This is a genomic window from Rhizobium grahamii, assembly GCF_009498215.1.
Taxonomy (GTDB): Bacteria; Pseudomonadota; Alphaproteobacteria; order Rhizobiales; family Rhizobiaceae; genus Rhizobium; species Rhizobium grahamii_A.
The window spans coordinates 537,610-561,590 of the sequence record NZ_CP043498.1 but is presented as its reverse complement, the minus strand read 5'-3'; the positions used below and the strand labels follow the sequence as shown (position 1 = coordinate 561,590).

Below are 23,981 nucleotides of genomic sequence, written 5' to 3'. Positions count from 1 at the left end.
GCTGCATAACCCATGCAGCGCGTCGACGCCATGCGGTTCGATGCCGCTTGCCGGCCGGTTGCCGGCATCGCTTGGGTGGCTAATGCCGACGGACCAAGGCCTCAGGAAGGCGGTCTTCCGATCAATCGTAGAGGTAATATTTTTCCCACTTCTCGCGCGGCACCTTGTCGCCGATCTTGTATTGCAGATCGCGGACATTGATGTGTTGCGGGCCGGTGATGCAGGTATAGGAGAGATGATACCAGTCGCCCTTGCTGCGGAAGACGGCGCCTGGCGCTTCCAGCTTGTCGTCGCTCGGGACCGGATCCTTGAAGGTGTAGGCAATAACCTTATCGGGCTTGTAGCCGGTCGAGTCGCTGTTGATTCGGCTCATTGCCTCCGTGTCGCAGCTCTGTTCGAGGCGCGTCGCGGGGTCGAGTTTCTCCAGTTGCTTCTTGATTGCGGGATCGACTGCGAAGGCAGGGACGGCAAGGCTGAAAACGGACAGAAGCAACACGATGCGTTTTGGCATTACAGTGGAATTCCTTTGCATTCTTCATTCCGGAATAGCTTGTGGAAAACCGGGCTTTCCACGGTCGAACAGGGCGCAAATTCCGGGCGACGTAGCGGACTTTCTTAAACAATGTGGTGACATCAAGGCAACGTGAGCATTCCTTCGGTTTTCACAGAGAGGTGATTGCGGCACGCCTTCGACGCTTGATCGCAGGCATCCGCGCCTCTATCTCTTGCCCACCTGACATCACGTATCCGGAGCCTTCCTTGACCATTTTCAAGAATCTGCCGAACCCGCCCGTTGCCGCCAAGAAGCCGATCTCGGATACGCGCCACGGCATTACGCGCACCGACGACTACGCGTGGCTGCGCGCCGACAACTGGCAGGCGATGTTCAAGGATCCGTCGATCCTAGACCCTGACATCCGCCAGCATCTGGACGCCGAGAACGTCTACATGAACGCGGCGATGGAAGACACCAAGGCGCTGCAGAAGACGCTGTTTTCGGAGATGCGCGGCCGCATCAAGGAAGACGACAGCTCCGTGCCCACGAAGGACGGGGATTACGCCTACGGCACCTTTTTCGTCACCGGCGGCGAACAGCCGCGCTACTTCCGTATTCCGCGTAACGGCGACGTCAAGGACGAGACGATCCGCACCGTCCTGCTCGACGGCGACAAGGAAGCAGCCGGCAAGGCCTATTTTCGGCTCGCCGGTATCGATCATTCGACCGATCACAGCCGCGGCATCTGGGGCTATGACGACAAGGGCTCCGAGTTCTATACGCTGAAGGTCCGCGATCTCACGTCAGGCAAGGATCTCCCCGACGTGATCGAGAACACCGGCGGCGGCGGTGTCTGGGCGCCCGACGGCAAGAGCTTCTTCTACTCGGCGCTCGATGAGAACCACCGCCCGTCGAAGGTCTTCCACCACATCATCGGGACACCGCAGGCGCAAGACCGGCTGGTCTACGAGGAGAAGGATGCGGGCTTCTTCATGGGCGTCGGCGGCTCTCTGCTTGACGACTTCATCTACATCGACATCCACGACCATGAGACCTCGGAATACCGCCTGCTCTCCACGAAGGACCTGACAGCGGAGCCGAAGCTGGTGGCCGAGCGCGAGGAAGGCATCGAATACTCGATGACCGAAGGCGGCGACGTCTTCTACATCCTGACGAACGACGGCGACGCCAAGGATTTCAAGATCATGGAAGCGCCGGTTGAAAACCCGGGCAAGGCGAACTGGCGCGAGGTCGTGCCGCACAAGCCGGGAACCTTGATCATCAGCCATATGGCTTTTGCCCGCCATCTTCTGTGGCTGGAGCGCAAGGACGGCCTGCCGCAGATCATCATCCGCGACCGGCGCACCGGCGAGGAACATGCGATTGCCTTTGCCGAAGAGGCCTATTCGCTCGGGCTGCAGGGTGCGGCGGAATACGACAGCGACATCATTCGCTTCTCCTATTCCTCGATGACGACGCCGTCGCAGCTTTACGACTACAACATGGTGACGCGCGAGCGCACGCTGTTGAAGACCCAGGAAGTGCCCTCCGGCCACAACCCTGATGATTATGTCACCCGCCGCGTCTTCGCGCCGGCCTGGGATGGCGAACAAGTGCCGGTCACCCTGCTCTATCGCAAGGATACGCCGCTCGACGGGTCTGCGCCCTGTCTGCTCTACGGCTATGGCGCCTACGGCATCACCATTCCGGCCGGCTTCAACACCAACTGCCTGTCGCTTGCCGATCGCGGCTTCGTCTATGCCATCGCCCATATCCGCGGCGGCAAGGACAAGGGCTTTGCCTGGTACGAAGACGGCAAGATGGAAAAGAAGACCAACACCTTCAAGGACTTCATATCAGCCGCTGACTACCTGAATCAGGAGAAGTTCACCTCCTACGCCAACATCATCGCCGAGGGCGGCTCTGCCGGCGGCATGCTGATGGGCGCAGTCGCCAACATGGCGCCGGACAAGTTCGCCGGCCTGATCGCCGCCGTTCCCTTCGTGGATGTGCTGAACACCATGCTCGACGACACGCTGCCGCTGACCCCGCCGGAGTGGCCGGAATGGGGCAACCCGATCGACAGCAAGGAAGACTACGACCACATCGCCGCATACTCGCCCTACGACAATGTCGGCGCCAAGGCCTATCCGCCGATCCTGGCGCTTGGCGGCCTGACGGACCCGCGCGTCACCTACTGGGAGCCGGCGAAGTGGGTGGCAAGGCTGCGCGAGAAGACGACCGGCTCGGCGCCGATCCTGTTGAAGACCAACATGGATGCCGGCCACGGCGGCGCATCGGGACGCTTCCAGCGCCTCGAGGAAATCGCGTTCGAGTATGCCTTCGCGATCAAGGTCGCGGGCAAGATCTAGTCGGCTGGAGGAGCCCGTGACGGTCTATGTGGCGCTCCTGAGAGCAATCAACGTCGGCGGCACGGGCAAGCTGCCCATGACGGAGCTGAAGGCGGTCTGTGAAAAGCTCGGCTTCAGCGATGTGAAGACCTACATCCAGAGCGGCAATGTGCTGTTTCGCGCCGAAGAGGCGGAGGCCGAGGTCGAGCAGAGGCTTGATGATGCGCTCGGAACGCTGCTCGGCAAGAAACCCGGCGTGATGCTGCGTAGTCGCAAGGAACTTGAGGCGATTGTCGCCAATGCGCCCTTCCCCGACGCAAAGCCCAACTATCTGCTGGTGACCTTCCTGCCAAAGGCCGCGCCTGAGGACACCCTCGACGGAATGGTCGCGCCCGATGGCGAGGAAGCCATCGTTGCCGGGCGCGAGATCTACGTCAACTTCCCTATCGGTTCGGGCAAATCCAAGCTCAAGCTGCCGGCCTTGAAGCGGGGAACCGCGCGCAACATGAACACGGTGCGCAAGCTCGCCGAAATGGCGGCTGCCTTGGAAGCGGGCTGAGTGCGGTCGGCGCCTATATTAGAACACACTTAACAATCAGTGTCGCAGTGCAGCATTTCTTTGGTCTAGGCGGGAGGGATCCGATGGCGACCTACAGACATAGCTTGCCGCAACTCGATGGCGGTCTATTCGTGACTGACGGCGGGATGGAAACGACTTTCATCTTCCACGACGGCCTGCAGCTTCCCCACTTTGCATCTTTCGTCATGCTGGCTTCGGAAGAAGGGCGCGACCGGCTGAAAGCCTATTATCGTCGCTATCTCGACATCGCACGCAAGCACGGCGCGGGCTTCATCCTCGATACGCCGACATGGCGCGCCAATCCCGATTGGGGCGAGAAACTTCACTACACGCGCGAAGCGCTGCATGCGGCCAATATGGCAAGCATCGATTTGCTGGCCGAGCTGCGCGCAAAATACGAGCAGCCGGATAGGCCGATCGTGCTCAGCGGCGCGATCGGCCCGCGCGGCGACGGCTACAAGGCCGGCAACATGGATGCGGCCGAGAGCGAGGACTATCACAGCATCCAGATCGGCAGCTTCGCGGAAAGCGAAGCCGACATGGTTGCCGCGTTCACACTGACCAATATCGACGAGGCAATCGGCGTCGCGCGCGCCGCGGCAGCGCGAGGCATGCCCTGCGCGATCTCGTTTACGGTCGAGACGGATGGCCGGCTGGTGACCGGGCGCAGCATGCAGGATGCGATCGAGACGACGGACGCGGCAACCGGCGGTTCGGTCGCCTATTACATGATCAATTGCGCGCACCCGACGCATTTCACCGAGGCGCTGGATCATCACGCGGGATGGACCAAGCGGATCTACGGCCTGCGGGCGAACGCCTCGCGCATGAGCCATGCCGAACTTGACGAGAGCGAGACGCTGGATGCCGGCGATCCCAATGATCTCGGGAAGCGCTACAGGCAGCTGATGCAGAGAATGCCGCAGGTCAGGATCGTCGGCGGCTGTTGCGGCACAGACCACCGCCATGTCGCAGCGATCTGCGAGGCATGCCTACCGGCGGTGGCTGCCTGACAGTCAGTGCTCGGAGGCGTGCGCGGCCTTGCCGGCATCGTGGCCGCTGATGTCGGCGCCGGCGCTGCGCGAAAACCTCAGATTCCAGAACGTCGCGGTGATCGAGATCGCGGTGACGAAGAGGAAAGCGGCAGAGAAATCGTGCAGTTGCGGCGTCTGGCTGCCGTTCGCCACCATCGACGTGTGCAGCGCCAGCGCGCCGACGCAGATGCCGAGCGACAGCATCAGCTGCTGGAACGTCGTGTAAAAGCTGGTGGCCGAACTCATACGGTCGCGGTCGATCTCGTCGTAGGCCACGGTGTTGTAGGCCGTGAACTGGAACGACATGAAGAAGCCGCACATGACGAGGATCGCGAAGATCAGGCCGAGCGGCCAGTCGGGCCGGAAGGCGGCGCAGAGCGCATAGCCGAATGTGGCTATGACCCCGTTGGCGACCAGGGCGTTGCGGAAGCCGAAACGGCGCAGCACGCGCGGCGCAAACGCCTTCATCGCCATCGAGCCGATTGCCGCTGCGGTCACGAGCTGGCCGGCCTTGGCCGCCGACAGGCCGAAGCCTAGCTGAAAATAGAGCGGCAACAGGAAGGGTTGAGCACCCTGGGTGATACGGGTCAGCGATCCGGCGATGACCGAGGTGCCGAAGCTCGGCACCTTCATCAGCGAGAAGTCCATGATCGGCGACGGGTGGCGGCGGGCATGCTTGAGGTAAGCGATGCCGAAGAGCATGCCGACGGCGATCAGGAACAGCGAGAACGCGCCCTCGCCTGGGCGGCTCGAGCTTTCAAACCCGAACAGCAAGGAACCGAGCGCGATGCCGGAGAGGATGAAGCCGATCGTGTCGAACGGACGCTTCGCCTCGCCCTTGAAATCCTCGATGAAGATCGAGACCAGGGTAAAGCCGATGATGCCGATCGGCACGTTGATGTAGAAGATCCAGCGCCAGTCGAGGTAGGTGACGATCAGGCCGCCGACCGGGGGGCCGAGGATCGGGCCGATCAGCGCCGGCACCAGCAGCCACGACATGGCGTTGACCATGTCCTTGCGGTCGACGCTGCGCAACAGCACGAGGCGGCCGACCGGCAGCATCATAGCCCCGCCAAGCCCCTGCAGCAGTCGCGCCAGCACGAGACAGAGGAGGTTCGGCGACAGCGCGCAGAAGATGGACCCCGCCATGAAGACGGCAATTGCCGAACGGAAGACGGTGCGTGAACCGAAGCGGTCAGCAATCAGGCCTCTCGCCGGGATGAAGATCGCCAGACTGAGAAGATAGGAGGTTAGCGCGATGCTCATCGACGGGGCGCTGACACCGAAGTCACGCGCCATGGTCGGCAGCGCCGTCGCCAGGACGGTAGCGTCCAGCTGCTCCATAAACATGGCGCTCGCCACGATCATCGCAATCACGCGGAAGTTCGGCTTGGCGCGCCCGATGGCAGCCGCCTGGTAGATCTGATCCGACATCGTCTGGGATCACTCGCAATGGCGTGGCCGGCGCGGAAGCGATGGCCGCGGTATGGTATGGCGTAATGCCAAAATGGGATTAGAGATCTTTGTATACGCCCGCAAATGTGGCGTCGGTATGCTTATATGGAAAGGCTGCCGTGTCGTCGCGGAATGGCTGGGGGCCTTGGCTGTTCGGTGGTCGCGCAGCAGTGTCTCGTCGTCCTGTCCACCAGAGAAGATGTTGGTGATCCGCACCCGTTCACCCTGCACGAGGTAGAGGATAACGATACTTCTTTCGAAAACAGCCATGCGGATACCTTCGCCTAGCTCAGGTCGCGCGGCGCCGCCAAACGGCGCATCGCCAATTCGTTCGCAGCGGTCGCGTATCCGCTTAGCATATCGCAGCGCCGTTTAGCGGCTATTGCTACGCTCGAATACATAATGAAATATCGACTGCAAGTCGTGTCGCGCCGTCTGTCTGAAGGTCACCGCGTAGCGCTTCATCGTTGGCTGGATTCGTTGAAAAGTGTTTCGAGCCAATCATCCATTTCGGCCCCCGTCAGGTCGGGCCTTGGATCATCCAACGACGCCTGCACCTTGGCGCGGATTGCATCAATGCGTTCCTTGTGCTCTTCTTCGCGCCGCATCCAGACGCGCACGGCTTCACGCAACACTTCGCTTGTCGAGGCAAACGTGCCGGCTTCGACCTCGGCCTTGATCACATTGACCATCTCGGTCGGCAAGGTGATGCTCAACTTTTCCATCGGACCTGCTCCATAGGGAAGCAGGATAAAATCCTACCACCGCTTGCGGCTTGCGGCAATCGGTGCCGGACCCTACCTATGAGGCATGACACAGATCCTGCCAGACACCGACCGAATCGACGCGCCCTTCGCCTTCGACAACAGCTATGCGCGGCTGCCTGAGCAATTCTTCACGCGTCAGGCGCCCTCGCAGGCCGCCGAGCCCTGGCTGATCAAGCTGAACGAAGCGCTTGCGGAAGAACTCGGCCTCGACATCGAAGCGCGGAAGCGAGACGGCGCGGCGATCTTCTCGGGCAATCTCATTCCCGACGGTGCCGATCCGCTGGCGATGGCTTATGCCGGGCATCAGTTCGGCTCGTTCGTACCGCTGCTCGGTGACGGGCGGGCGATCCTGCTCGGCGAGGTGATCGATCGGAATGGTCAGCGCCGCGATATCCAGTTGAAGGGTGCCGGTCAGACGGCCTATTCGCGCCGTGGCGACGGCCGGGCGGCACTCGGCCCGGTGCTTCGCGAGTATATCGTCAGCGAGGCGATGTACGCGCTCGGCGTCCCGGCGACCCGGGCGCTTGCGGCGGTTTCGACGGGGCAGCCCGTCTATCGCGAGACCATCCTGCCGGGTGCCGTCTTTACCCGCGTCGCGGCAAGCCATATCCGCGTCGGCACCTTCCAGTTCTTCGCGGCGCGCGGCGATACCGACGGCGTGCGGGCGCTGGCCGATTATGTCATCGACCGGCACTATCCGGAGCTCAAGGACAGGGACCATCCCTATCTGGCGCTCTATGAGGCCGTCTGTGAGCGGCAGGCTGCCCTGATCGCCAGATGGCTGCAGGTCGGCTTCATCCATGGCGTCATGAATACCGACAACATGACGATCTCGGGCGAGACGATCGATTTCGGCCCCTGCGCCTTCATGGACGAGTATCATCCCGGCAAAGTCTTTTCCTCGATCGACCAGGGCGGGCGGTATGCCTACGCGAACCAACCCGGCATCGGCCAATGGAACCTGGCAAGGCTTGGCGAAACCCTGCTGCCGCTGTTCGATGCCGATGCTGAAAAGGGGCTCGAACTCGCCAATGCGGTGATCCAGCAGTATGGCGAACGCTTCCAGATCCACTGGCTGCGCGGCATGCGCGAGAAGATCGGCCTCGCCACCGTCGAGGATGGCGATCTGGAGCTCATCCAGTCGCTGCTTGCCGCGATGCAGGCGAGCCAGGCCGACTTCACCCTCGCCTTCCGTCGCCTCTCCGACGCTGCTGTTGCTGGTGATGGCGAGGCGCTGTTCCTCTCAACCTTCCGCGAGCCTGATGGCGCGCGCGAATGGCTTGGCCGCTGGCGCGATCGCCTAGCCCGCGACGACGGCCGGACGGAGGAGGTTCGCCGGGCGGCGATGCGCGCGGTCAACCCCGCCTTCATTCCGCGCAATCATCGCATCGAGCAGGCGATCAGCGCGGCCGTCGAGGATGCGGATTTCTCGCTGTTCGAAGCGCTGCTTGCGGTTCTCGCCAAGCCCTATGACGACCAACCCGACTTTGCATTCTACATGGAGCCGCCGAAGCCGGACGAGCGCGTTCTGCAGACCTTCTGCGGCACCTGACGGGCGAGGCCCTTCCCCTCGCCACTGCCACGCTTAGCACTCCTTTACGGATGCAAGCTCCGGGCAGGCCTTGCGCGCCATTCTCCCGCCCATTGTTTCAGGGGGAATTTTCATGAAGATCGGCAGCAGCGTTTCCAGCACCTATGGACTGACCAACCTTTTCAGCCAATCCGGCCAGCGCAACAAGCAACAGACTGGCGATACCGAAGTCAGCGTTTTCAAGAGCGGCGCGGCGCTGCAGCCAAGCACCACGCCGACATCGATCTCGAGCACCATGTGGGCGCTGCAAGCAAGCGGTACGGTGACCATGGATGGCACCGAGGACGCTTCGAAAGCCCGCCATGACGCCGTCGTCTCCGAGTTCACCGAGCTTGCCGACAAGACGCCGGCGGAGCGTATCCGCGACAGCGTTCTCAAGAGCCTCGGGATCACCGAAGACGAACTGGCGTCCATGCCCCCGGAAGAACGCGCGGCCATCGAGAAGAAGATCCAGGAGGAAGTGAAGCGGCAACTGACCGGCGCCGACAGCGAGGACAAGCCCGACGCGGACACGATCGTCGGCACGCCTGAAGTCCTCACAAACTGATTCACCTGAATGCGACGGAGATTCACGTTTCCGTCGCATCTCTTTGAAGAGAAAGCCTTATCCGACCATGTCGGTAACGATGCGGCCGACTTCGGCGAAAACAGGATTGATGTCGGCCACCGGCGCGCTTGCCTGTTTGACATAGACCGTCATCAGCAGAGGTCCGTGGCCTGGCGGCCAGGCGATGGCGATATCGGCGGCGCAGCCGTTGTTGCCGGTGCCGGTCTTGTCGCCGATCTTCCAGCCATCGGGAAGCCCCGAGCGCAAGCGCGCTCCGCCGGTCGTATTCGCCACCATCCATTCGACAAGAGTGTTCTGCGACGGCTCCGACAGCACCGATCCGAGCGTCAGGTTGCCCAGGGTGTCGAGCATCGCGTCCGGCGTCGTCGTGTCTCGCGGGTCGTCCTTCTTTCCCTCGTTTAGATCGGTTTCCCAGCGGTCGAGCCGGGTTGAAGCATCTCCGAAGGTGCGCAGCCAGTTGGTCAACTCCTTGGGGCCGCCGAAGCTTTCGAGCAGCAGGTTGGCGGCGGTGTTGTCGCTGAGCGTGATGGCCGCATGACACAGGTCTCCGACGCTCATGCCATCGCCGCCGACATGCTTGCCGGTCTCGGGGGAATAGGTCACCAGCTTGTCGGTGTCGTAAGTGATGCGGCGCTCGAGGTTTTCCTCGCCCTTGTCGACGCGTGCCAGCACGAAGCCGGCGGCAAGCACCTTGAAGGTGCTGCACAGCGGAAAGCTCTCGGTTTCGCGGTAGCCGAAGCTGATGTTCGTCTGCGTGTCGATGACCGAGACACCGATGCTGCCGCCGATCTGTTTCTCAAGCGCGGCAATGCGGCGATCGATCTCGTCATCGCTCTCCGCCGCGCAAGCCCAGGATGGCAGGAACAGCGCCGGAGACAACAGGGCAGAGCCGAGAAGCGCGCGGCGGCGGATCGAGAAGCGATGCATGAAACCCTCTGAACGAATCATTCCATACTATCGCTAGAAGGAGATTATGGCTCGCTCGCGTCGCGTCAGGCCGCCTGCGTCACTTCGACAGTGACGTGGGACAGTTCGGGGAAACGCTCGAGCTTCGCCTTGTAGAAGGCCGGCGAGCGGGCGACCGGCGCGGTCAGAGCAACGATGGCAGCGTGATGGCCGGGCCCGACCTGCCAGACATGCAGATCGGTAATGCGCTCCCCTTCGGTTTCGATCGCGGTGCGGATCTCCTTCGGCAGCTTCTGCCGATCCGGTATCGCGTCGAGGAGAACGGTCGCGGACGAGCGCATCAGGCCAACCGCCCACTGGGCGATAATCAGGCCACCGACGATGCCCATCAGCGGATCGAGCCACAGCCAGCCATAGTAGCTGCCTAGCAGCAGCGCGACGATAGCAAGAACCGAGGTCAGCGCGTCGGCGATAACGTGCACATAGGCGGCGCGCATGTTGTTGTCGGTCGCATGATGCGCATGCGCACCCGGGTGAGCGTGCGCACCGGAATGGGCGTGATCCCCGTGGTGCGCATGCGCCCCGTGATGAGCGTGGTCGCCGTGCCCGTGGTGGTGGCCATGCGCGTGATGATGGTTGTCCTTGAGGATCCAGGCGCTGACAAGATTGACCAGCAGACCGACCACCGCCACGCCGATCGCCTGGCTGAAGCTGATCGCAACGGGGTGAAGGATGCGCACGACACTCTCCCAGGCCATCAGAAGCGCGATCAGAGCGAGGATGATTGCGCTCGCGAAGCCGGCGAGATCGCCGAGCTTGCCGGTTCCGAAGGTGAAGCGTGGATTGTGCGCCTGCCGGCGCGCGTAGACATAGGCGATGGCCGCGATCAGCAGCGCGCTGGCATGCGTCGACATGTGCCAGCCATCGGCGACCAGCGCCATGGAACCATAATAGGTGCCGGCGGCGATCTCGATCACCATCATCACCGTCGTCAGGGCGATGACCAGCCAAACCCTGCGCGCGTTATTGTCATGGTCGTCGCCGAGAAAGACATGCTCGTGTTCGGAGCCTTCGGTATGCGCAGCCATGATGGCTTTCCTTCCAGTCGTCCTCAGCGGATGTAGGTCCGCAATACTTCCGATATTTCCTGCACCGCCTCGCCCCTCGCCTTGTCATCGGCAGCGTGCAGCACATGCTCGTGCAGATGATCGTCGAGAACCTCTCCGGTCAGGCCGTTCAGCGCGCCGCGAATGGAGGCGAGCAGCTGCAGGATCTCGCCGCAGGGCCGTTCACCTTCCAGGGCGCGCTCGACGGCTTCCATCTGACCCTTCAGCCGGCCGACCCTGGCGAGGAGTTTCTTCTTGTGATGCGTGGTGTGAGACATCGTCGTTCCAAAATAGAATAGGGGGGTACCCTATAATAGATGCGCTTGGGTGACAAGTTCGATCTCCGCGCACCCACGGGCTCCCGGCGTTTCGGGGGCGGCTTGACAACGACTGCGTTTCCGCCGATGTATCTGCGCATGATCAAGAACGCGCACATCACCAGCTCGTATTTTTGGCTGTACCTGTAAAGGGCGGCTGGACAAGATCATATTGTCAACAAGCCGCCGTCAGGCGGCTTTGTTGTATCGGCAGCGTCCTGACGGCAGAAAACCACAAAAGGACGCAGGACCATGATTGAAATCGAAGACAGCGAAATTTCATTGATCCGCCCGCCGGTGATCAACATCCGTGCTGCTAAGCCGCGTGATCTGCCGGAACTCAACGAGATGATCGCACTTCTCGCCACCCATCATGGCGACGCCGCAGCCTCTACCCCCGAGCAGCTCGAACGCGACCTCTTCGGCCCTGTGCCGTGGATCAATGCGCTGGTTGCCGAAACCGACAATCGCCTGATCGGCTACGCCATTCTTGTCCCGCTCTACAGGGCGCAGGACGGCGCGCGCGGCATGGACCTGCATCACCTCTTCGTTCGCGACGGCCACCGCGGCCACGGCATCGGCCAGCATCTCGTCAACCGCGCCCGCGATACCGCCCGCGCTGCAGGATGCGCCTACCTTTCCGTCAGCGCCGCGACCGGCAACGTGCAGGCGCACCGCTTCTACGAGAACATGGACTTCGTCCCTCGCCCCGTCACCGGCATGCGCTATATGCAAGCTCTGGCGTAGGCGGCAATGGCCGCTCGTTCCCCCTGAGGAGATGGCCCGGCAAGGAGAAGGCAATGACGCGACTTGCAATCCTGCTCACCGAAGGTTTCGCCGATTGGGAGGTTGCGCCGCTGACGGCTTCGGCGCGCACCTATTTCGGCTTCGACGTCGTGACGGCCTCGCCCGATGGCGCCGACGTCAGATCGATGGGCGGCATGCGCGTCACCCCTGACATCAGCACGAACAATCTTCATGCCCACGCATTCGACGCGCTCGTGCTGTGCGGCGGCACCATCTGGGAAACGGACAAGGCGCCCGACGTCGCTGATATCATCGAAGACTTCATGGCGCACGGCAAGGTCGTCGCGGGCATCTGCGGCGCGACACTGCCGCTCGCCAGCGCCGGGGTCCTTGACCGCGTCGCCCACACCAGCAATGCCCCGGATTTCATCGCCATGGCTCCCGGATATACCGGCAAGTCACGCTATCGCGACGAACCGCATGCGGTGCGCGACGGCAAGGTCATCACGGCGGCAGGCTCCGCGCCCGTGACATTCGCGGCGGAAATCTATCGCGCGCTCGGCCATAGCGGCGACGAGCTCGATCAATATGTGCTGATGTTCGGCGCCGAGCACCAGCCGAAGGCCGCCTGAGGCGAAATCGACGCCTTAATGACTCGGGACGGCCTTGAGATATGAAGCGATCGCTTCGAGATCCGATTTCGGCAGATGGGCGATGTTCTGCTGGACTTCCGTCATCGATCCACCGGCTGAATCGAAATCAGGCGTAAATCCGGTTTCGAGATAATTGGCGATATCGCCCTCGCTCCATGAGCCTATTGTTTTCGAGCCAGGGGTAATGTCAGGGATACGGCCCTCGCCCTCCGGATTGGGAGCGCCAGCCAACCACATGCCCGGCTTGAAGCCGCCGAGTGCGTCACGCGGCGTATGACACTCGCCGCAATGGCCGGGACCCTCCACGAGATACTGGCCTCGCTTGACCTTTTCGTCGGGGTTTTCAAGCGCGACGCGCGGCTGCTCGTTGAAATACAGGAACTTCCATCCACCGAGAGCGAGCCGGATATTGAACGGGAACGGCAGCTCGTGCGGTGGCGCAACGTTTGCGCTCTTCGGCAGCGTCTTGAGATAGCCGAACAGGTCGTTGACATCCTTGTCCGTCATCCGGGCATAGGAGCCATAAGGGAACGACGGGTAGAGATGCTCGCCGTTCGGCGCCACGCCACGCTTCATGGCGTTGCCGAACTGGGCGAGCGTCCAGCTGCCGATGCCGGCCTTTTCGTCGGGGGAGACATTCGGGATATGGAATGTTCCGAACGGGCTTTTCAGCGCCAGTCCGCCTGACAGCACCAGCTTGGCATCGCCTTGCGCGCCGGGGGCGGCATGACAGCTGACGCAGCCGCCGGCCCAGAAGACAGTTTCGCCGTTCTTCACATCGGGTTCGCCGAGCCCGGACCAGTGGCTGTCGCGCAGTGGGTTCGGCGCCGTTATCACGTAAAACACCGCGCCGCCGACAACCGCGATGCCGACGAGACAGAGTAGAAACCGGATAAACCTGCGAACCATATTCCGCCCCCTTGGCCACTACAGGCGCTCAAACATAAAGCGATCCGCCGGGCGGGCAAGGCCACGGCGGATCGCAACGATGGCGATCGGGTCGGCTAATCCTTCTTCACTCGGTAGTTCTGATGACAGCCACCACAGCTCGCGCCGAGGGTCTTCAGGCCAGCGCCAACGCCCGCGGCATCGGCGGGAAGCTGCGCAACCAGGGCATCGGCATCAGTCGAAAGCTTCTGCGCACGCGCCTTGAAGTCATCCATGTTTTCCCAGATCTTCGGGCTTGCCTCGGAATCCGCGGAGGCGTTTTCCGTGCCCGGCTTGAACTGATCCGGGAAGGCCTTGGCGGTTTCCGAAATCGTCGCCAGCGCCGTCTTCACCGCTTCGGCGTCATAGGGCTTCTCGCCCTTGGCGATGGAAGCGAGCGAACCCGTGGCGCCGCCGATCTTCTTCATCATTGCAACGCGCGCATCATGCGTTCCTTCGCCGGCCGCAAAGACCGTGCTCACCCCATGCCCGCGACCAGAACCGCCGCGGCAATTGCTTTTATGCGCATATCTTCACTCCTCTTCGATACCGAGATCCGAAGCCCGGCGCTTCGTTTCAACGGCGGCATGATGTCAAACTTATGCCCGGCACGAAGTAACAAGTGGGTGATAGCGCAATCATTTCAGTATTCTAATCGGTTCGCACAACACCGCTCATCCGGGCATCCGCCAACCCTGCCAGGCAGTCAGGATCGAGACGGCGACGAGAAGCGCGCCAGCCACCCTCCCGACCATCACGGTCGCCCCCGGATTGGAGACCAAAAGAGTGCGGCTGCGGGCCGCCGTCAGGGCCAAAGTTCCGTAGATTGCGGCCTGCGTCGCCATCGTCATCGCGCCCATGACGATGCCCTGAAGCCATATCGGCCCATAGATCGGCTTCAGGAACTGCGGATAGACGGCAATCATGAACAGATAGGCCTTCGGGTTCATCAGGCAGGTGGCCGCGCCGCGGCGGAAGGCCCGCCAGCTGGAACGCGACGCATCGGCCTCGACGCTATTCACGACGATCGAACTGCGGATCAGCGTGTATCCGATCCAGGCCATATAGGCGGCGCCTGCGAAAAGCAGCGGATTGAACAGGGATGGCAGCAGGCTCGCCAGTATCCCGACGCCGATTGCGCCATAGAGCGAATGCACGACGCCACCGGCCATGATGCCGGCCGTCGCCGCCATCCCGGTCCGTCGCCCGCCCGTCAGCGAATTCGCCAGCACGAACAGCATGTCCATGCCGGGCACGACGATGATGCCGAACAGGAGCGTGAAGTAGAGCCAGAGATTTTGTGTGTAGGTAATGTCAGTTGCAGGCTCCCTATTCGAACGACCTTCCTCGAAGGTTCGTTATTTTTCAGATCGATAGGGAAATCTATACGGGAGCCCAACTGACAGTGTATTGTCAGGAGCGTCGGCTTGTGGGGAGGCTAAATGCGCAAGGCTTCGCGCCTTTTCGAGATCATCCAGATGCTGCGGCTGGCGCGGCAGCCGTTGACGGCGGCTGCCATGGCCGAAGCGCTCGAGGTGACCGTCCGATCGATCTACCGGGACATCGCCGCCCTGCAGGCGATGCGCGTGCCGATCGAAGGCGGGCGCGGCATCGGCTACATCATGCGGCCGGGCTTCGATCTGCCGCCGCTGATGTTCTCGATCGAGGAAGTCGAGGCGATCGTGCTGTCTCTGGCGCTGCTAGAGCGAACCGGCGACGAGGAATTGAAACAGGCCGCGAAGCGCGTCAACCAGAAGATCGCCGGTGCTGTCCCCACGCCGCTGCGACAAGCAATGAACCGGCGGGCGCTCTATGCCTGGGGATCGGCCGCCGAGGCGCCTGTCAGCGTCGATCTCGGCACTATCAGGCGCGCGATCCGCGACGAACAGAAGCTCAGCCTTGACTACCGCGATGAACTCGGCCGCGCGACCGAGAGAACCGTCCGACCGATCGCGCTGATCTATTATTCGCAGACCACCAACATCGTCGGGTGGTGCGAATTGCGGTCGGCGATCCGCAACTTCCGCTCCGACCGCGTCGAGCATTGCGAGACCGTCGATGCCTACTTCAAGGGTGAAGGCGACCAGTTGCGGGGTCTGTGGACCGCGGGCTGGACGGAACGTCCGCCCGCGGCATCGAGCTTTTGAGCCTAGAGGTTCGCGCCGCCCGAAACCTCGATGCGCTGCCCGTTGACCCAGCGGTTGTCTTCCGACAGCAGCGACGCGATCATCGGACCGATATCGTCAGGCAGTCCGGCACGGCCAAGTGCGGTGGAATCCGCAACGAGCTTGTTGTAGGTCGGATTGTCGCGAACGAGGCCGCCGCTGAAATCCGTGGCGATCGCGCCCGGTGCGACCGTATTGACGGCAATACCGCGGCTGCCGAGTTCCTTGGCGAGATAGCGGGTCAGGACCTCGATGGCGCCCTTCATCGATGCATAGGCACCCAAGCCGGGAACGGTAAAGCGCGCCAGCCCCGTCGATACGTTGATGATCCGGCCGCCATCGGCAATCAGCGGCAGCAGCTTCTGCGTCAGGAAGAACACACCCTTGAAATGGACGTTGCAGAGGGCATCGAAATCCTCCTCCGTCACCTCGGCGATCGGGGCGTGATGGCTGATGCCGGCATTGTTGACGAGGTAGTCGAAATTCGTCCGGCCGAGCGATCGCAGGACCGATGTCACCTCCTCGACGAAAGCACCGAAGCTTGACACCTTGCCGGTATCGAGGGCGATCGCAAACGCTTTGGTTCCGAGCGCCGAAATCTCCGCCGCTGCGGCATCGGCTTCCGCCTTATTCGAGCGATATGTAATGATGACGTCTACGCCACGCCGCGCCAGACTGATTGCCGTATTGCGGCCGAGGCCGCGGCTGCCGCCGGTGATGATTGCGAGCTTAGATGTTGGATTTGCTCTATTTTCGTCCGACATTTCCGTCTCCTTCAGTGAAAGTCGATGGACGGAAAATACGCCTTGCATGGGCTTTGTTTGAATGCCGGAACTCTCGAATTTCTTGCCTATTCCTCCAATCGCCTTGCGGGACCGCGAGAGAAGCATAAGATCTGCTCATGCCGGATGCCTGCCGAATGAACGCGAGGAGCAACGCGGCCATGGATTTGAAGAGCGTGATCGCCAGCTACATCGACGCCATGGGCGGCGGGGACGGGATGATGCATACGGCGATCGACGGCCTAGTGCTGACGCGCGCGAGCCAGCCCGTAATGCCGCACCATCGCATTTACAAACCGACCATCTGCCTCGTCGCGCAGGGCGCCAAGAAGATCGCGGCAGGCGACCGGGTGCTCGACTACGGCGAGAACCAGCTTCTCATCGTCACGGTGGAGATACCCGCCGCTGGACAGATCGTGGCGGCGAGCCCCGACACGCCTTATCTCGGCCTCAACATCGACTTCGACCCGGCCATCATGCGCGAGGTCATGGACGAAATGGCGAGCCCGCCAAAGCCGGCGGGCGACGGCATCGCCACCGTCTTCGTTCAGGATCTCGATGCCACGCTGGAGGATTGTATCCGGCGCCTGCTGCAGCTTCTGGACCGCCTCGGCGCAATCCCGGTGCTGTCGCGCTCGATCATGCGGGAGATCTGCTACTGGCTGCTGACCGGGCCGAACGGCCGCGAGATCTGCAAGCTCGCCCTGCCCGGCAGCCATACGCGCCGGGTTGCCGACGCCATCTACAGGCTGCGGGACAACTTCTCCGAACCGGTCCGCATCGAAGAGCTTGCCGCCATCGCGCGGATGAGCCCCTCGTCGTTTCATCAGCACTTCAAGACGCTGACCTCGATGACGCCGCTGCAATATCAGAAGCACATGCGGCTATTGGAGGCGCGGCGGCTGATGGTTGCCGATGGTGCCAGCGTTGCGAGTGCCGCCTACCAGGTCGGCTATGAAAGCGCCTCGCAGTTCAGCCGCGAATACAGCCGCATGTTCGGCGTGCCGCCAAAGCGCGACGTGACCGACATCAAGGCGCTGCAGATCGAAACGGCGGCATAGGGGTCAGAGCAGCAACGTCCTGTCGTCCTCGCGGCCGAAGCCCCGGATTTCCAGGCGATCGCCCCAGACCTCGACGACTGCGAACGTGTTCTCAGTTTCGGTGTCGACCATGCCCTTGAAATTGACGAAGTAGCAGCCGCCGAGCTTGCCGAAATTGCCGGCGTGGTTATGGCCGTTGAAATAGGCCGAGACGCAGTCATTCGCGGTCAGCAATGCGATGATGCGCTCGCGGTCCCAGCAGTCATGCTCGTTCGGCGGATAGACGGGGTAGTGGTTCATGACGACCACTCGCTCGCCGGCTTTTGTCGCGGCCTTGATCTCGTTTTCCAGCCAGGCGAACTGCTCGTCGCTCAAGGCAGCATTCCACTCCTGCGCATTGATTGCTCCCTTTGCGCGGAGATCGGCAAGCATGGTTGCCGCAAGAGCGCGATGCGGATGCCCTGATGGCGGTGCAAAGGTGCTGACTTCGTTTCCGTTCAGGGCGATGAAGCGCCAGCCGCGCCTGATGAAGCTGTAGTATGGCGAGGCGAGGCCCACACGCTCGGCGACGGAGGCCAGATGCTCGGGCGCGACGGAAAAATCGTGATTGCCGAGGAGAAACAGTGCTTCGTGCCTTGAGCGCTCGTAAACCGGCAGGATGTCGTCGAAGCTCGCGAAGTCCCGGTCGATGATATCACCAAGCGTCATGACGAAGCTCAGATCCTCGCCGTTGAAGACCTCGATCGCATCGGCAAGCTTGCCGAGGCTTGATGCATAGTAGCGGTTCATCGCCATATGCGGCTCGATGTCGGCATATTGCGGGTCTGCGACGATGCCGAAGCGGAAAAGCGGAGTATCGGAAACATGTGTCATGGCGGTGCTTTAGGCATCCTGCGTGACAGGCCTGTGACGCCCCCCAAACGAAAAACGCCCGGTACGTTTGAGCACCGGGCGTCGGGTCCAGTCGGCTAGGCCGGCCTTACTTGGTAGCGGCTTCGTAGCGCTCCAGGACGTAGTCCCAGTTGATCAGGCTATCGACGAAGGCTTCGAGGTACTTCGGGCGGGCGTTGCGATAGTCGATGTAGTAGGAGTGCTCCCAGACGTCGACGCCGAGGATCGGGGTCGCGCCGTGAACCAGCGGGTTTTCGCCGTTCGGGGTCTTGGAGATTTCCAGCTTGCCGTTCTTGACGGAAACCCATGCCCAGCCGGAGCCGAACTGCGTCGTGCCGGCTGCAACGAAGTCAGCCTTGAACTTGTCGTAGCCGCCGAGGTCGGAGTTGACAGCTGCTTCGAGCTTGGAAGGCAGCTTGTTGCCGCCGCCGCCCTTCTTCATCCACTTCCAGAAATGGACGTGGTTGTAGTGCTGGGCAGCGTTGTTGAAGAGACCGGCGTTGGTGCCGAAAGACTTCTTGACGACTTCTTCGAGCGAAAGATCGGCGAGACCAGCTTCGGCCGCGAGCTTGTTGCCGTTGTCGACATAAGCCTTGTGATGCTTGTCGTGATGGAACTCCAGGGTCTCCTTCGACATGAAAGGCTGCAGCGCTTCGTAGTCGTAGGGAAGTTCAGGCAATTCGAAAGCCATTGTCGTCTCCTATTGGCAATAGTTTGCGTGATCGGCAGGTGAGCGGGAACATAGGAGCGCAAGCCCTGTGAGGCAACCTGCGAATTATCAAAAAAGGCGGGCGCGAAGGAAAATTTGTCTCCGCTAAGGGCTTGGCATCCAAGGCGCAAATCAACGATGATGCACCGGCGGCGCAGAAGAGAAGATGGGGTTGATCATGCCAGATTGGACGATCCGTTGCGGCATCCTTTTTGCTTCGCTCGCCGGCGCTTTTTCAGCGCACGCCTCTTCCGGGGACGTCTGGCAGGAATTCGCCACGGAAGTTCAGGGCAAGTGCGAAATCGCGGCGCGGGCCGCGATCGAATTTCCGCACGCGATCGTCGATCCTTTTGGCAGCGAGCACTTCGGCGTGGCGCTCGTTACCGGCAAGCCGAAGGGCGCCAACGGCTTCGTCAGCTACTTCTGCATCTTCGACAAGCGGACGAAAGACGTGGAGCTCGGCAGCGAGCTCAATACGGAACAAATCCGGTTCCTGCCGGAGGAGTGACCGGCCAGAAATGAGCTGTTGCACAAATCCCACAGAACCCGGCCCAAACGACCGCTACCCCAAGAAGCCTGTTGATTGTCATCTGCCGTATTTTGACAGGCATACATAGGCGTTTCTAGATGCAACCCGCAGTACGGGGTTAGGAATCGGCACAATTTTCGACAATTCGCTTATTTAGCTGAAGTCCATATTTCACTGGCGTTTTTTGACAGTACTTTTGGGGCACGAGTCATGGTCATGAGCTTTTTTCGTCGCGGAGAAGACGGTCGGCCGCAGCCGACAGCCGGTTACCGGCCAACATCGATAACCGAACAGCGAACAACGGGCGGCGAGCCGCTTCGCTATAGCGTTGCCGATGTCAACGAATTCTCCGCCTTCGGATCGGCGTTGGAAGAAAGCCAGCGGACGTCAGAGGATCTGATGTCCAGCATCGCCTCCCTGCAGCAGCGCGTGTCGAGCCTGCTCGGAACGCACAGCCAGTCGCTGACCGAGACCGGCGCGCTGCGCGCCGAATGCGCGCGGATCAGCTCGCTTCTCGAATATGAGAGCAATGCCCGCCAGAAGGCCGATCAGGACAATGCGCGGCTGAGCGGCGAGAACAAGGACTTCCGCAACGACAACAGCCAGTTGCGCTCCGAGACAGAGGCGCTGCGCGACGAGCTGACCAAGCTGCAGGGCGTTCACGGGGTCACCTGCGAAGAATTCACCATCGTCGAGACCCGGCTGCTCGACGCCGAACGCGAGCTCAGCGATCGCGCCATCCAGTTCGACGAGGCATCGGCGCTGTTGAAGCGGACGCAGCTGGAGCTGGATCAGCGCAGCCGCGAACTGGCGAACACACGGGAGAAGCTCGACGGTGAAACGACGGCCCACCAGCTGCTGATCGAAACCTCGCGCCGCGAGAACGGCGTCCAGGCCCGCGAGATGGCCCGTCTCAACGAAGAGCGCAGCCAGCTGAAAAGCGGCCTGATGGAGCAGGAAGCGCTCGTTCGCAATCTGCAGATGACGACGGCGAGCCTGAAGCAGGATCTCGCGCTGTTCGAAGAACGCCACAAGCGGCTCGAAATGGAATTCGAAACGCTGCAGGCATCCTCGGCGCTCGAGATCGCCCACCTGACAACCAAGCACGAGGCAATCGGCTCGAAGGCCGAGCTGGTGGAAAAGCTGCTGGTCACGGCCAACGGCCGCAACCGGATCACCGACGAGGAACTGCAGGCTGCGCGCGCCGAACTGAAGCGGGTTCGCTCCGAACTCTCGACATCGCTTTCGCGCACCGAGCGGCTGAACGAAGAGCTGCAGCGCGCGCGGACGTCAGGCGCCGAAAGCGAGGCGGCTCGTCGCGAACTTGCGAGCCAGTCCAACGAACTGACGCTCAAGCTGCGCGAGACCGACAGCCTGCGGCTGCAGCGCGACCGCGATGCCGACGCGCTCCGCCGCGACATGGACACGCGGATGGATTCGGACCGGCACGAAATCGGCCAGCTGCGCACGAGCCTCGAGATCGCCAAGTCCGAAATCCGTCAGCTGCGCGCCGAGCGCGCAATCCTGACGGGACAGCTCGAGGTCGCCCGCAGCGAACGCCCTGGCCCGCTGTCGTCAAGCGAACGGACCGAGGAGCCGCGCATGCCGGCCGCCACCTTCACGCCGATGATCGACATTTCGGAAAAGTCGCTCCGCCTCTCCGGCGATCTTGTCGATCCCCGGCTGACGCCGGCGGAATGATGCCGTCCGGCCTTCCGGCTGGATCGTGACCGACGCGGTGGCCGATCCGGCCATGACGCCGGCCTAAGAGACTACGACGATGCCGGGCGTGACCTGTCCGGCCCGGCATCACATCTCCGCGAGCCATCCGTCGCCTCGTTGACTCCCGACCAACTAGTCGGTAGACAAATCGTCATGGCAACCGATACCTACTCTCGCATCCTCGACAGCGCCCAATCCCTGATCGTCACGCGCGGCTACAACGCCTTCAGCTATGCTGACATCGCCGCCGAGGTGGGCGTCGGCAAGGCGACGATCCATCATCACTTTCCCGGTAAGGCGGATCTGGCCGTTGCCGTGATCGCCCGCTACCGGCAGGCGACGGCTGATGGAATGGGAGCGATGGCCGCGCAAGTCACGCAGGCCGACATGCGGCTTGCCGCCTATGTCGGTTTCTGGGAGCAATGCATCCGCGATAACAACGCGCCCTTCTGCATCGCCGCATTGCTCGCGGCCGAACTGCCGAGTCTTCCGCCTGAAGTCGCCGAGCAGGTAAAGGCGCATTTCGACGAACTGATCGACCGCCTCACAATCTTCATCGACGAGGGGTTACGAAGTGGCGACCTGAAGAGCCCCGACAACGCCGAGAAGAGTGCGCGGGTCTTGGTCGCCAGCGTACATGGCGCCATGCTCGCCGCCCGCGTCGCCGGCGGCGATGCGGATCTGTTTTCCAGCATTACCCAGGCGGCACTGCAGCGACTCGCCGGCTAGCCCACTAACCATAAGGCATTGCATTTTTTGACCCCGAAATCGACCAACTAGTCGGTCCAAACAGGAGCATTCGACATGGCCAATCCGCTTTCGCTTCTTGGAGAAATCCACACCGCCATCAGCATCATTCCCGCCGTTGCCGGGCTTTACAGCTTCGCGAAATATCGGGCAATCCGACCGGAGACATCAGTCGGCAAGGTCTATCTCGCCTCGCTGGCGCTTTCCGCGATCAGCGCCTTCGGCCTCTCGTCCAGCGGCGGCTTCAACGCGGGGCATGCGCTTGCCATCATCGTGCTCCTCGTTTCGGCTATCTGTCTTCTTCTGCCGAAGCTCAGCTTTCTCGGCCGGCTGATCCCCTATCTCAGGAACCTGGGCTTCTCCTTCACCTATTTCCTGCTCTGGGTTCCAGGCATCAACGAAACGCTGTCGCGGCTGCCGCCTGCGCATCCGATCGGCAACGGCCCGGACTCGCCGCCGGTGAAGGCGGCGCTGCTTGCATGGGTCGTGCTGTTTGCAGCAGGCAGCCTTGCGCAGGCGTTCATCGTTTCGCGCCGCCAGGCACGACGCGCGGTCGGCTGACACCTCAGGCTTCGCGCCCGAAATAGACTTCGACGGCCGCGACCTTATCTCCCTTGAAGCGAAGCGTTTCCATGTTGCGAAACGCTCCGCCGCCGCGCTTGATCGCACGATAGCGCACCACCGCCTGATCCTCCGCAAGCCCGAGATATTCGATCTCCATGCCCTCGAATGGCGGCGGCTTCGGCCAGCACCTGTCGAAATAGGCGTCGCGGTCGATATGGTCGTCGCGCGGGCTGGAAAAGGTGAAGTCCTCCGCCAGCATGGCCGCGACGATATCCTTGCGGCCATCGATATAGGCGGCGTAGAGGGCGCGCACAGTCTTCTCGCGCACGGTGTCGGTTTCATCGGTCATCCTGCTTCTCCTCCTGGCGGGTAAGGTGTGGTCGCAGATGCAAAAGACCAGCAGAATAGTCCTGCGCCGTGCCGGACGGCTTGGAATATCGACGGCGATCGTTAGGATCGCTGCCGAACCAACCGCGAGCCACCAATGTCCGACGTCGAACACATACTGGAGCGGCTGCTGAAACTGGCGGCCCGGGACAATCGTCCTTCCGCACTGCCGGATGGCGCCTTGCGTGCGTCGGCTCTGTTTTCCTTCGTCACCCGCGAACGCGAACGCATCGCCGGCTGTTCCTTTCCGCGCGCCTCGATCGTCGTGATCGTGGAAGGTTCGAAGTAGGTCGTGACGATGGGCCGGCAACTGCGGTTCGCGGCAGGCACCGTACTTGTCCTGCCCGGCGGCTGGCGCGGCGACGTGGTCAACGATCCGGACCCTGCAACGGGTGTCTACCGCGCGATCTTCATCGATTTCCCGGACGAACTGGTTGCGCGCGCCAGCCGCGCCTTTCCGCCACGGCGCAACAGCGGGCAACTCGATCTGCCGCTCGACGCGGCTCTTTCAAGCGCCATCCATCATGCGGGCGAAGGCATCGTTGCCGGCAACCTGCCTGCAGCGCTGATCGAACATCGGGTGATGGAAGTGCTGATGGTTCTCGGCATGCGTGGCGCCCTGCCCTTCAAGGCGCAGACGACGGGAGACGCCGTTCGCGGGCTCGTTCGTTGGCAACCGGACAGAGCCTGGACCGCCGACATGATCGCTGCCGAACTTGGGACCAGCAACGCTACATTGAGACGTCGGCTCGCGGGCGAAGAGACTTCACTGCGCACGCTGCTCACAGAGGTCCGGATCGAGCTTGCAACCGCCATGCTCGCAGACGATGGCGTCTCCCTTCGCGAGGCCGCTCTTGCAACAGGATATCGATCCCCACGCCGATTTGCCGAACGCATGCGGTCCGGCGCGCCGGAAAAGCAAGTCGCTGAGGTTTGAGCGCATACGG

28 protein-coding genes and 1 pseudogene are annotated in these 23,981 nt (G+C 62.1%); 15 read left to right on the top strand and 14 right to left on the bottom strand.

Translation table 11 applies throughout. The features are described 5' to 3' along the window. Positions 1-121: 121 nt before the first annotated feature. On the bottom strand, positions 122-511 hold the full coding sequence (locus FZ934_RS02770) for a DUF930 domain-containing protein (protein ID WP_153269820.1): 390 nt from the start codon (positions 509-511) through the stop codon (positions 122-124). A 248-nt stretch (positions 512-759) separates the two neighbouring features. On the opposite strand from FZ934_RS02770, the gene FZ934_RS02765 reads away from it, so the two are divergent. From FZ934_RS02765 to FZ934_RS02755, 3 genes are all read left to right on the top strand, one after another. Then, positions 760-2,868, top strand: coding sequence for a S9 family peptidase (locus tag FZ934_RS02765; protein WP_153269819.1), 2,109 nt, complete (start codon positions 760-762; stop codon positions 2,866-2,868). 16 nt (positions 2,869-2,884) lie between these two features. Next, positions 2,885-3,406: a DUF1697 domain-containing protein gene (locus tag FZ934_RS02760; protein ID WP_153269818.1), complete on the top strand. Its 522-nt coding sequence runs from the start codon at positions 2,885-2,887 to the stop codon at positions 3,404-3,406. Between the two features lie 83 nt (positions 3,407-3,489). Beyond that, complete coding sequence (locus FZ934_RS02755) at positions 3,490-4,440, top strand: homocysteine S-methyltransferase family protein (protein ID WP_153269817.1); 951 nt, start codon at positions 3,490-3,492, stop codon at positions 4,438-4,440. A gap of 3 nt (positions 4,441-4,443) precedes the next feature. Here FZ934_RS02755 and FZ934_RS02750 read toward each other — a convergent pair whose 3' ends face one another. The 3 genes from FZ934_RS02750 to FZ934_RS02745 all read right to left on the bottom strand — a co-directional run bounded on the left by FZ934_RS02750 (position 4,444) and on the right by FZ934_RS02745 (position 6,641). Then, complete coding sequence (locus tag FZ934_RS02750; RefSeq protein ID WP_153269816.1) at positions 4,444-5,895, bottom strand: DHA2 family efflux MFS transporter permease subunit; 1,452 nt, start codon at positions 5,893-5,895, stop codon at positions 4,444-4,446. Positions 5,896-5,904: 9 nt separating this feature from the next. After that, entirely contained in the window at positions 5,905-6,282 is a 378-nt protein-coding gene (locus FZ934_RS28525) for a type II toxin-antitoxin system RelE/ParE family toxin (protein WP_348649087.1), read from the bottom strand. Positions 6,283-6,377: 95 nt separating this feature from the next. After that, the gene (locus FZ934_RS02745) at positions 6,378-6,641 is read right to left on the bottom strand and encodes a ribbon-helix-helix domain-containing protein (RefSeq protein WP_153269815.1); all 264 of its coding nucleotides are present in this window, start codon (positions 6,639-6,641) and stop codon (positions 6,378-6,380) included. A gap of 85 nt (positions 6,642-6,726) precedes the next feature. On the opposite strand from FZ934_RS02745, the gene FZ934_RS02740 reads away from it, so the two are divergent. Next, entirely contained in the window at positions 6,727-8,235 is a 1,509-nt protein-coding gene (locus FZ934_RS02740; protein ID WP_153269814.1) for a protein adenylyltransferase SelO, read from the top strand. Positions 8,236-8,347: 112 nt separating this feature from the next. Beyond that, positions 8,348-8,821 carry a hypothetical protein gene (locus tag FZ934_RS02735; protein ID WP_153269813.1) on the top strand — a complete coding sequence of 158 codons (474 nt, stop codon included), beginning with the start codon at positions 8,348-8,350 and terminating at the stop codon, positions 8,819-8,821. A gap of 57 nt (positions 8,822-8,878) precedes the next feature. On the opposite strand, the gene bla is transcribed toward FZ934_RS02735, so the two are convergent. The 3 genes from bla to dmeR all read right to left on the bottom strand — a co-directional run bounded on the left by bla (position 8,879) and on the right by dmeR (position 11,132). Next, positions 8,879-9,769 carry a class A beta-lactamase gene (bla, locus tag FZ934_RS02730; protein WP_153272342.1) on the bottom strand — a complete coding sequence of 297 codons (891 nt, stop codon included), beginning with the start codon at positions 9,767-9,769 and terminating at the stop codon, positions 8,879-8,881. A gap of 65 nt (positions 9,770-9,834) precedes the next feature. Further along, positions 9,835-10,836, bottom strand: a complete 1,002-nt coding sequence (dmeF, locus tag FZ934_RS02725; RefSeq protein WP_153269812.1) for a CDF family Co(II)/Ni(II) efflux transporter DmeF — start codon at positions 10,834-10,836, stop codon at positions 9,835-9,837. Between the two features lie 23 nt (positions 10,837-10,859). After that, positions 10,860-11,132, bottom strand: coding sequence for a Ni(II)/Co(II)-sensing transcriptional repressor DmeR (gene dmeR, locus FZ934_RS02720; RefSeq protein WP_056825144.1), 273 nt, complete (start codon positions 11,130-11,132; stop codon positions 10,860-10,862). A 291-nt stretch (positions 11,133-11,423) separates the two neighbouring features. Here dmeR and FZ934_RS02715 point away from each other — a divergent pair, with 291 nt between their 5' ends. Together FZ934_RS02715 and FZ934_RS02710 are read left to right on the top strand one after the other, a co-directional pair. Further along, positions 11,424-11,918, top strand: coding sequence for a GNAT family N-acetyltransferase (locus tag FZ934_RS02715; protein WP_153269811.1), 495 nt, complete (start codon positions 11,424-11,426; stop codon positions 11,916-11,918). Positions 11,919-11,971: 53 nt separating this feature from the next. Further along, complete coding sequence (locus FZ934_RS02710; RefSeq protein WP_153269810.1) at positions 11,972-12,550, top strand: type 1 glutamine amidotransferase family protein; 579 nt, start codon at positions 11,972-11,974, stop codon at positions 12,548-12,550. A 15-nt stretch (positions 12,551-12,565) separates the two neighbouring features. On the opposite strand, the gene FZ934_RS02705 is transcribed toward FZ934_RS02710, so the two are convergent. The 3 genes and pseudogenes from FZ934_RS02705 to FZ934_RS02695 all read right to left on the bottom strand — a co-directional run bounded on the left by FZ934_RS02705 (position 12,566) and on the right by FZ934_RS02695 (position 14,811). After that, positions 12,566-13,480: a cytochrome c gene (locus FZ934_RS02705; RefSeq protein ID WP_153269809.1), complete on the bottom strand. Its 915-nt coding sequence runs from the start codon at positions 13,478-13,480 to the stop codon at positions 12,566-12,568. Between the two features lie 95 nt (positions 13,481-13,575). Further along, a pseudogene (locus FZ934_RS02700) lies at positions 13,576-14,027 on the bottom strand (c-type cytochrome). A gap of 145 nt (positions 14,028-14,172) precedes the next feature. Next, a complete protein-coding gene (locus FZ934_RS02695) occupies positions 14,173-14,811 on the bottom strand; it encodes a LysE family translocator (RefSeq protein ID WP_153269808.1) in 639 nt (212 codons plus the stop codon). Positions 14,812-14,940: 129 nt separating this feature from the next. Here FZ934_RS02695 and FZ934_RS02690 point away from each other — a divergent pair, with 129 nt between their 5' ends. Further along, a complete protein-coding gene (locus FZ934_RS02690) occupies positions 14,941-15,645 on the top strand; it encodes a helix-turn-helix transcriptional regulator (RefSeq protein WP_153269807.1) in 705 nt (234 codons plus the stop codon). A gap of 2 nt (positions 15,646-15,647) precedes the next feature. On the opposite strand, the gene FZ934_RS02685 is transcribed toward FZ934_RS02690, so the two are convergent. After that, on the bottom strand, positions 15,648-16,427 hold the full coding sequence (locus FZ934_RS02685) for an SDR family NAD(P)-dependent oxidoreductase (protein WP_153269806.1): 780 nt from the start codon (positions 16,425-16,427) through the stop codon (positions 15,648-15,650). Positions 16,428-16,606: 179 nt separating this feature from the next. Here FZ934_RS02685 and FZ934_RS02680 point away from each other — a divergent pair, with 179 nt between their 5' ends. After that, complete coding sequence (locus FZ934_RS02680) at positions 16,607-17,506, top strand: AraC family transcriptional regulator (RefSeq protein ID WP_246737830.1); 900 nt, start codon at positions 16,607-16,609, stop codon at positions 17,504-17,506. Positions 17,507-17,509: 3 nt separating this feature from the next. Here the strand turns inward: FZ934_RS02680 and FZ934_RS02675 are convergent, their stop codons facing one another. Both FZ934_RS02675 and FZ934_RS02670 read right to left on the bottom strand, forming a co-directional pair. Continuing rightward, complete coding sequence (locus FZ934_RS02675; protein WP_153269804.1) at positions 17,510-18,358, bottom strand: metallophosphoesterase; 849 nt, start codon at positions 18,356-18,358, stop codon at positions 17,510-17,512. A 106-nt stretch (positions 18,359-18,464) separates the two neighbouring features. Next, positions 18,465-19,067, bottom strand: a complete 603-nt coding sequence (locus tag FZ934_RS02670) for a superoxide dismutase (protein ID WP_113363272.1) — start codon at positions 19,065-19,067, stop codon at positions 18,465-18,467. A gap of 196 nt (positions 19,068-19,263) precedes the next feature. Here FZ934_RS02670 and FZ934_RS02665 point away from each other — a divergent pair, with 196 nt between their 5' ends. The 4 genes from FZ934_RS02665 to FZ934_RS02650 all read left to right on the top strand — a co-directional run bounded on the left by FZ934_RS02665 (position 19,264) and on the right by FZ934_RS02650 (position 22,644). Then, the gene (locus FZ934_RS02665; protein ID WP_153269803.1) at positions 19,264-19,593 is read left to right on the top strand and encodes a hypothetical protein; all 330 of its coding nucleotides are present in this window, start codon (positions 19,264-19,266) and stop codon (positions 19,591-19,593) included. A gap of 231 nt (positions 19,594-19,824) precedes the next feature. Next, entirely contained in the window at positions 19,825-21,315 is a 1,491-nt protein-coding gene (locus FZ934_RS02660; protein WP_153269802.1) for a hypothetical protein, read from the top strand. A gap of 174 nt (positions 21,316-21,489) precedes the next feature. Then, a complete protein-coding gene (locus FZ934_RS02655) occupies positions 21,490-22,065 on the top strand; it encodes a TetR/AcrR family transcriptional regulator (protein ID WP_153269801.1) in 576 nt (191 codons plus the stop codon). A 75-nt stretch (positions 22,066-22,140) separates the two neighbouring features. Continuing rightward, positions 22,141-22,644 carry a hypothetical protein gene (locus FZ934_RS02650; protein WP_153269800.1) on the top strand — a complete coding sequence of 168 codons (504 nt, stop codon included), beginning with the start codon at positions 22,141-22,143 and terminating at the stop codon, positions 22,642-22,644. A gap of 4 nt (positions 22,645-22,648) precedes the next feature. On the opposite strand, the gene FZ934_RS02645 is transcribed toward FZ934_RS02650, so the two are convergent. Continuing rightward, complete coding sequence (locus FZ934_RS02645; protein ID WP_153269799.1) at positions 22,649-22,996, bottom strand: nuclear transport factor 2 family protein; 348 nt, start codon at positions 22,994-22,996, stop codon at positions 22,649-22,651. 135 nt (positions 22,997-23,131) lie between these two features. On the opposite strand from FZ934_RS02645, the gene FZ934_RS27995 reads away from it, so the two are divergent. Next, positions 23,132-23,323: a hypothetical protein gene (locus tag FZ934_RS27995; protein ID WP_246737829.1), complete on the top strand. Its 192-nt coding sequence runs from the start codon at positions 23,132-23,134 to the stop codon at positions 23,321-23,323. A 9-nt stretch (positions 23,324-23,332) separates the two neighbouring features. After that, positions 23,333-23,971, top strand: coding sequence for a helix-turn-helix domain-containing protein (locus tag FZ934_RS02640; RefSeq protein ID WP_246737911.1), 639 nt, complete (start codon positions 23,333-23,335; stop codon positions 23,969-23,971). Positions 23,972-23,981: the final 10 nt, after the last annotated feature.

Coding starts and splice junctions, on each gene's coding strand:
- FZ934_RS02770 (WP_153269820.1), bottom strand. CDS start 511: ATGCCAAAACGCATCGTGTTGCTTCTGTCCGTTTTCAGCCTTGCCGTC.
- FZ934_RS02755 (WP_153269817.1), top strand. CDS start 3,490: ATGGCGACCTACAGACATAGCTTGCCGCAACTCGATGGCGGTCTATTC.
- FZ934_RS02750 (WP_153269816.1), bottom strand. CDS start 5,895: ATGTCGGATCAGATCTACCAGGCGGCTGCCATCGGGCGCGCCAAGCCG.
- FZ934_RS02745 (WP_153269815.1), bottom strand. CDS start 6,641: ATGGAAAAGTTGAGCATCACCTTGCCGACCGAGATGGTCAATGTGATC.
- FZ934_RS02740 (WP_153269814.1), top strand. CDS start 6,727: ATGACACAGATCCTGCCAGACACCGACCGAATCGACGCGCCCTTCGCC.
- FZ934_RS02735 (WP_153269813.1), top strand. CDS start 8,348: ATGAAGATCGGCAGCAGCGTTTCCAGCACCTATGGACTGACCAACCTT.
- bla (WP_153272342.1), bottom strand. CDS start 9,769: ATGCATCGCTTCTCGATCCGCCGCCGCGCGCTTCTCGGCTCTGCCCTG.
- dmeF (WP_153269812.1), bottom strand. CDS start 10,836: ATGGCTGCGCATACCGAAGGCTCCGAACACGAGCATGTCTTTCTCGGC.
- dmeR (WP_056825144.1), bottom strand. CDS start 11,132: ATGTCTCACACCACGCATCACAAGAAGAAACTCCTCGCCAGGGTCGGC.
- FZ934_RS02715 (WP_153269811.1), top strand. CDS start 11,424: ATGATTGAAATCGAAGACAGCGAAATTTCATTGATCCGCCCGCCGGTG.
- FZ934_RS02710 (WP_153269810.1), top strand. CDS start 11,972: ATGACGCGACTTGCAATCCTGCTCACCGAAGGTTTCGCCGATTGGGAG.
- FZ934_RS02705 (WP_153269809.1), bottom strand. CDS start 13,480: ATGGTTCGCAGGTTTATCCGGTTTCTACTCTGTCTCGTCGGCATCGCG.
- FZ934_RS02690 (WP_153269807.1), top strand. CDS start 14,941: ATGCGCAAGGCTTCGCGCCTTTTCGAGATCATCCAGATGCTGCGGCTG.
- FZ934_RS02685 (WP_153269806.1), bottom strand. CDS start 16,427: ATGTCGGACGAAAATAGAGCAAATCCAACATCTAAGCTCGCAATCATC.
- FZ934_RS02680 (WP_246737830.1), top strand. CDS start 16,607: ATGGATTTGAAGAGCGTGATCGCCAGCTACATCGACGCCATGGGCGGC.
- FZ934_RS02675 (WP_153269804.1), bottom strand. CDS start 18,358: ATGACACATGTTTCCGATACTCCGCTTTTCCGCTTCGGCATCGTCGCA.
- FZ934_RS02670 (WP_113363272.1), bottom strand. CDS start 19,067: ATGGCTTTCGAATTGCCTGAACTTCCCTACGACTACGAAGCGCTGCAG.
- FZ934_RS02665 (WP_153269803.1), top strand. CDS start 19,264: ATGCCAGATTGGACGATCCGTTGCGGCATCCTTTTTGCTTCGCTCGCC.
- FZ934_RS02660 (WP_153269802.1), top strand. CDS start 19,825: ATGGTCATGAGCTTTTTTCGTCGCGGAGAAGACGGTCGGCCGCAGCCG.
- FZ934_RS02655 (WP_153269801.1), top strand. CDS start 21,490: ATGGCAACCGATACCTACTCTCGCATCCTCGACAGCGCCCAATCCCTG.
- FZ934_RS02650 (WP_153269800.1), top strand. CDS start 22,141: ATGGCCAATCCGCTTTCGCTTCTTGGAGAAATCCACACCGCCATCAGC.
- FZ934_RS02645 (WP_153269799.1), bottom strand. CDS start 22,996: ATGACCGATGAAACCGACACCGTGCGCGAGAAGACTGTGCGCGCCCTC.
- FZ934_RS27995 (WP_246737829.1), top strand. CDS start 23,132: ATGTCCGACGTCGAACACATACTGGAGCGGCTGCTGAAACTGGCGGCC.
- FZ934_RS02640 (WP_246737911.1), top strand. CDS start 23,333: ATGGGCCGGCAACTGCGGTTCGCGGCAGGCACCGTACTTGTCCTGCCC.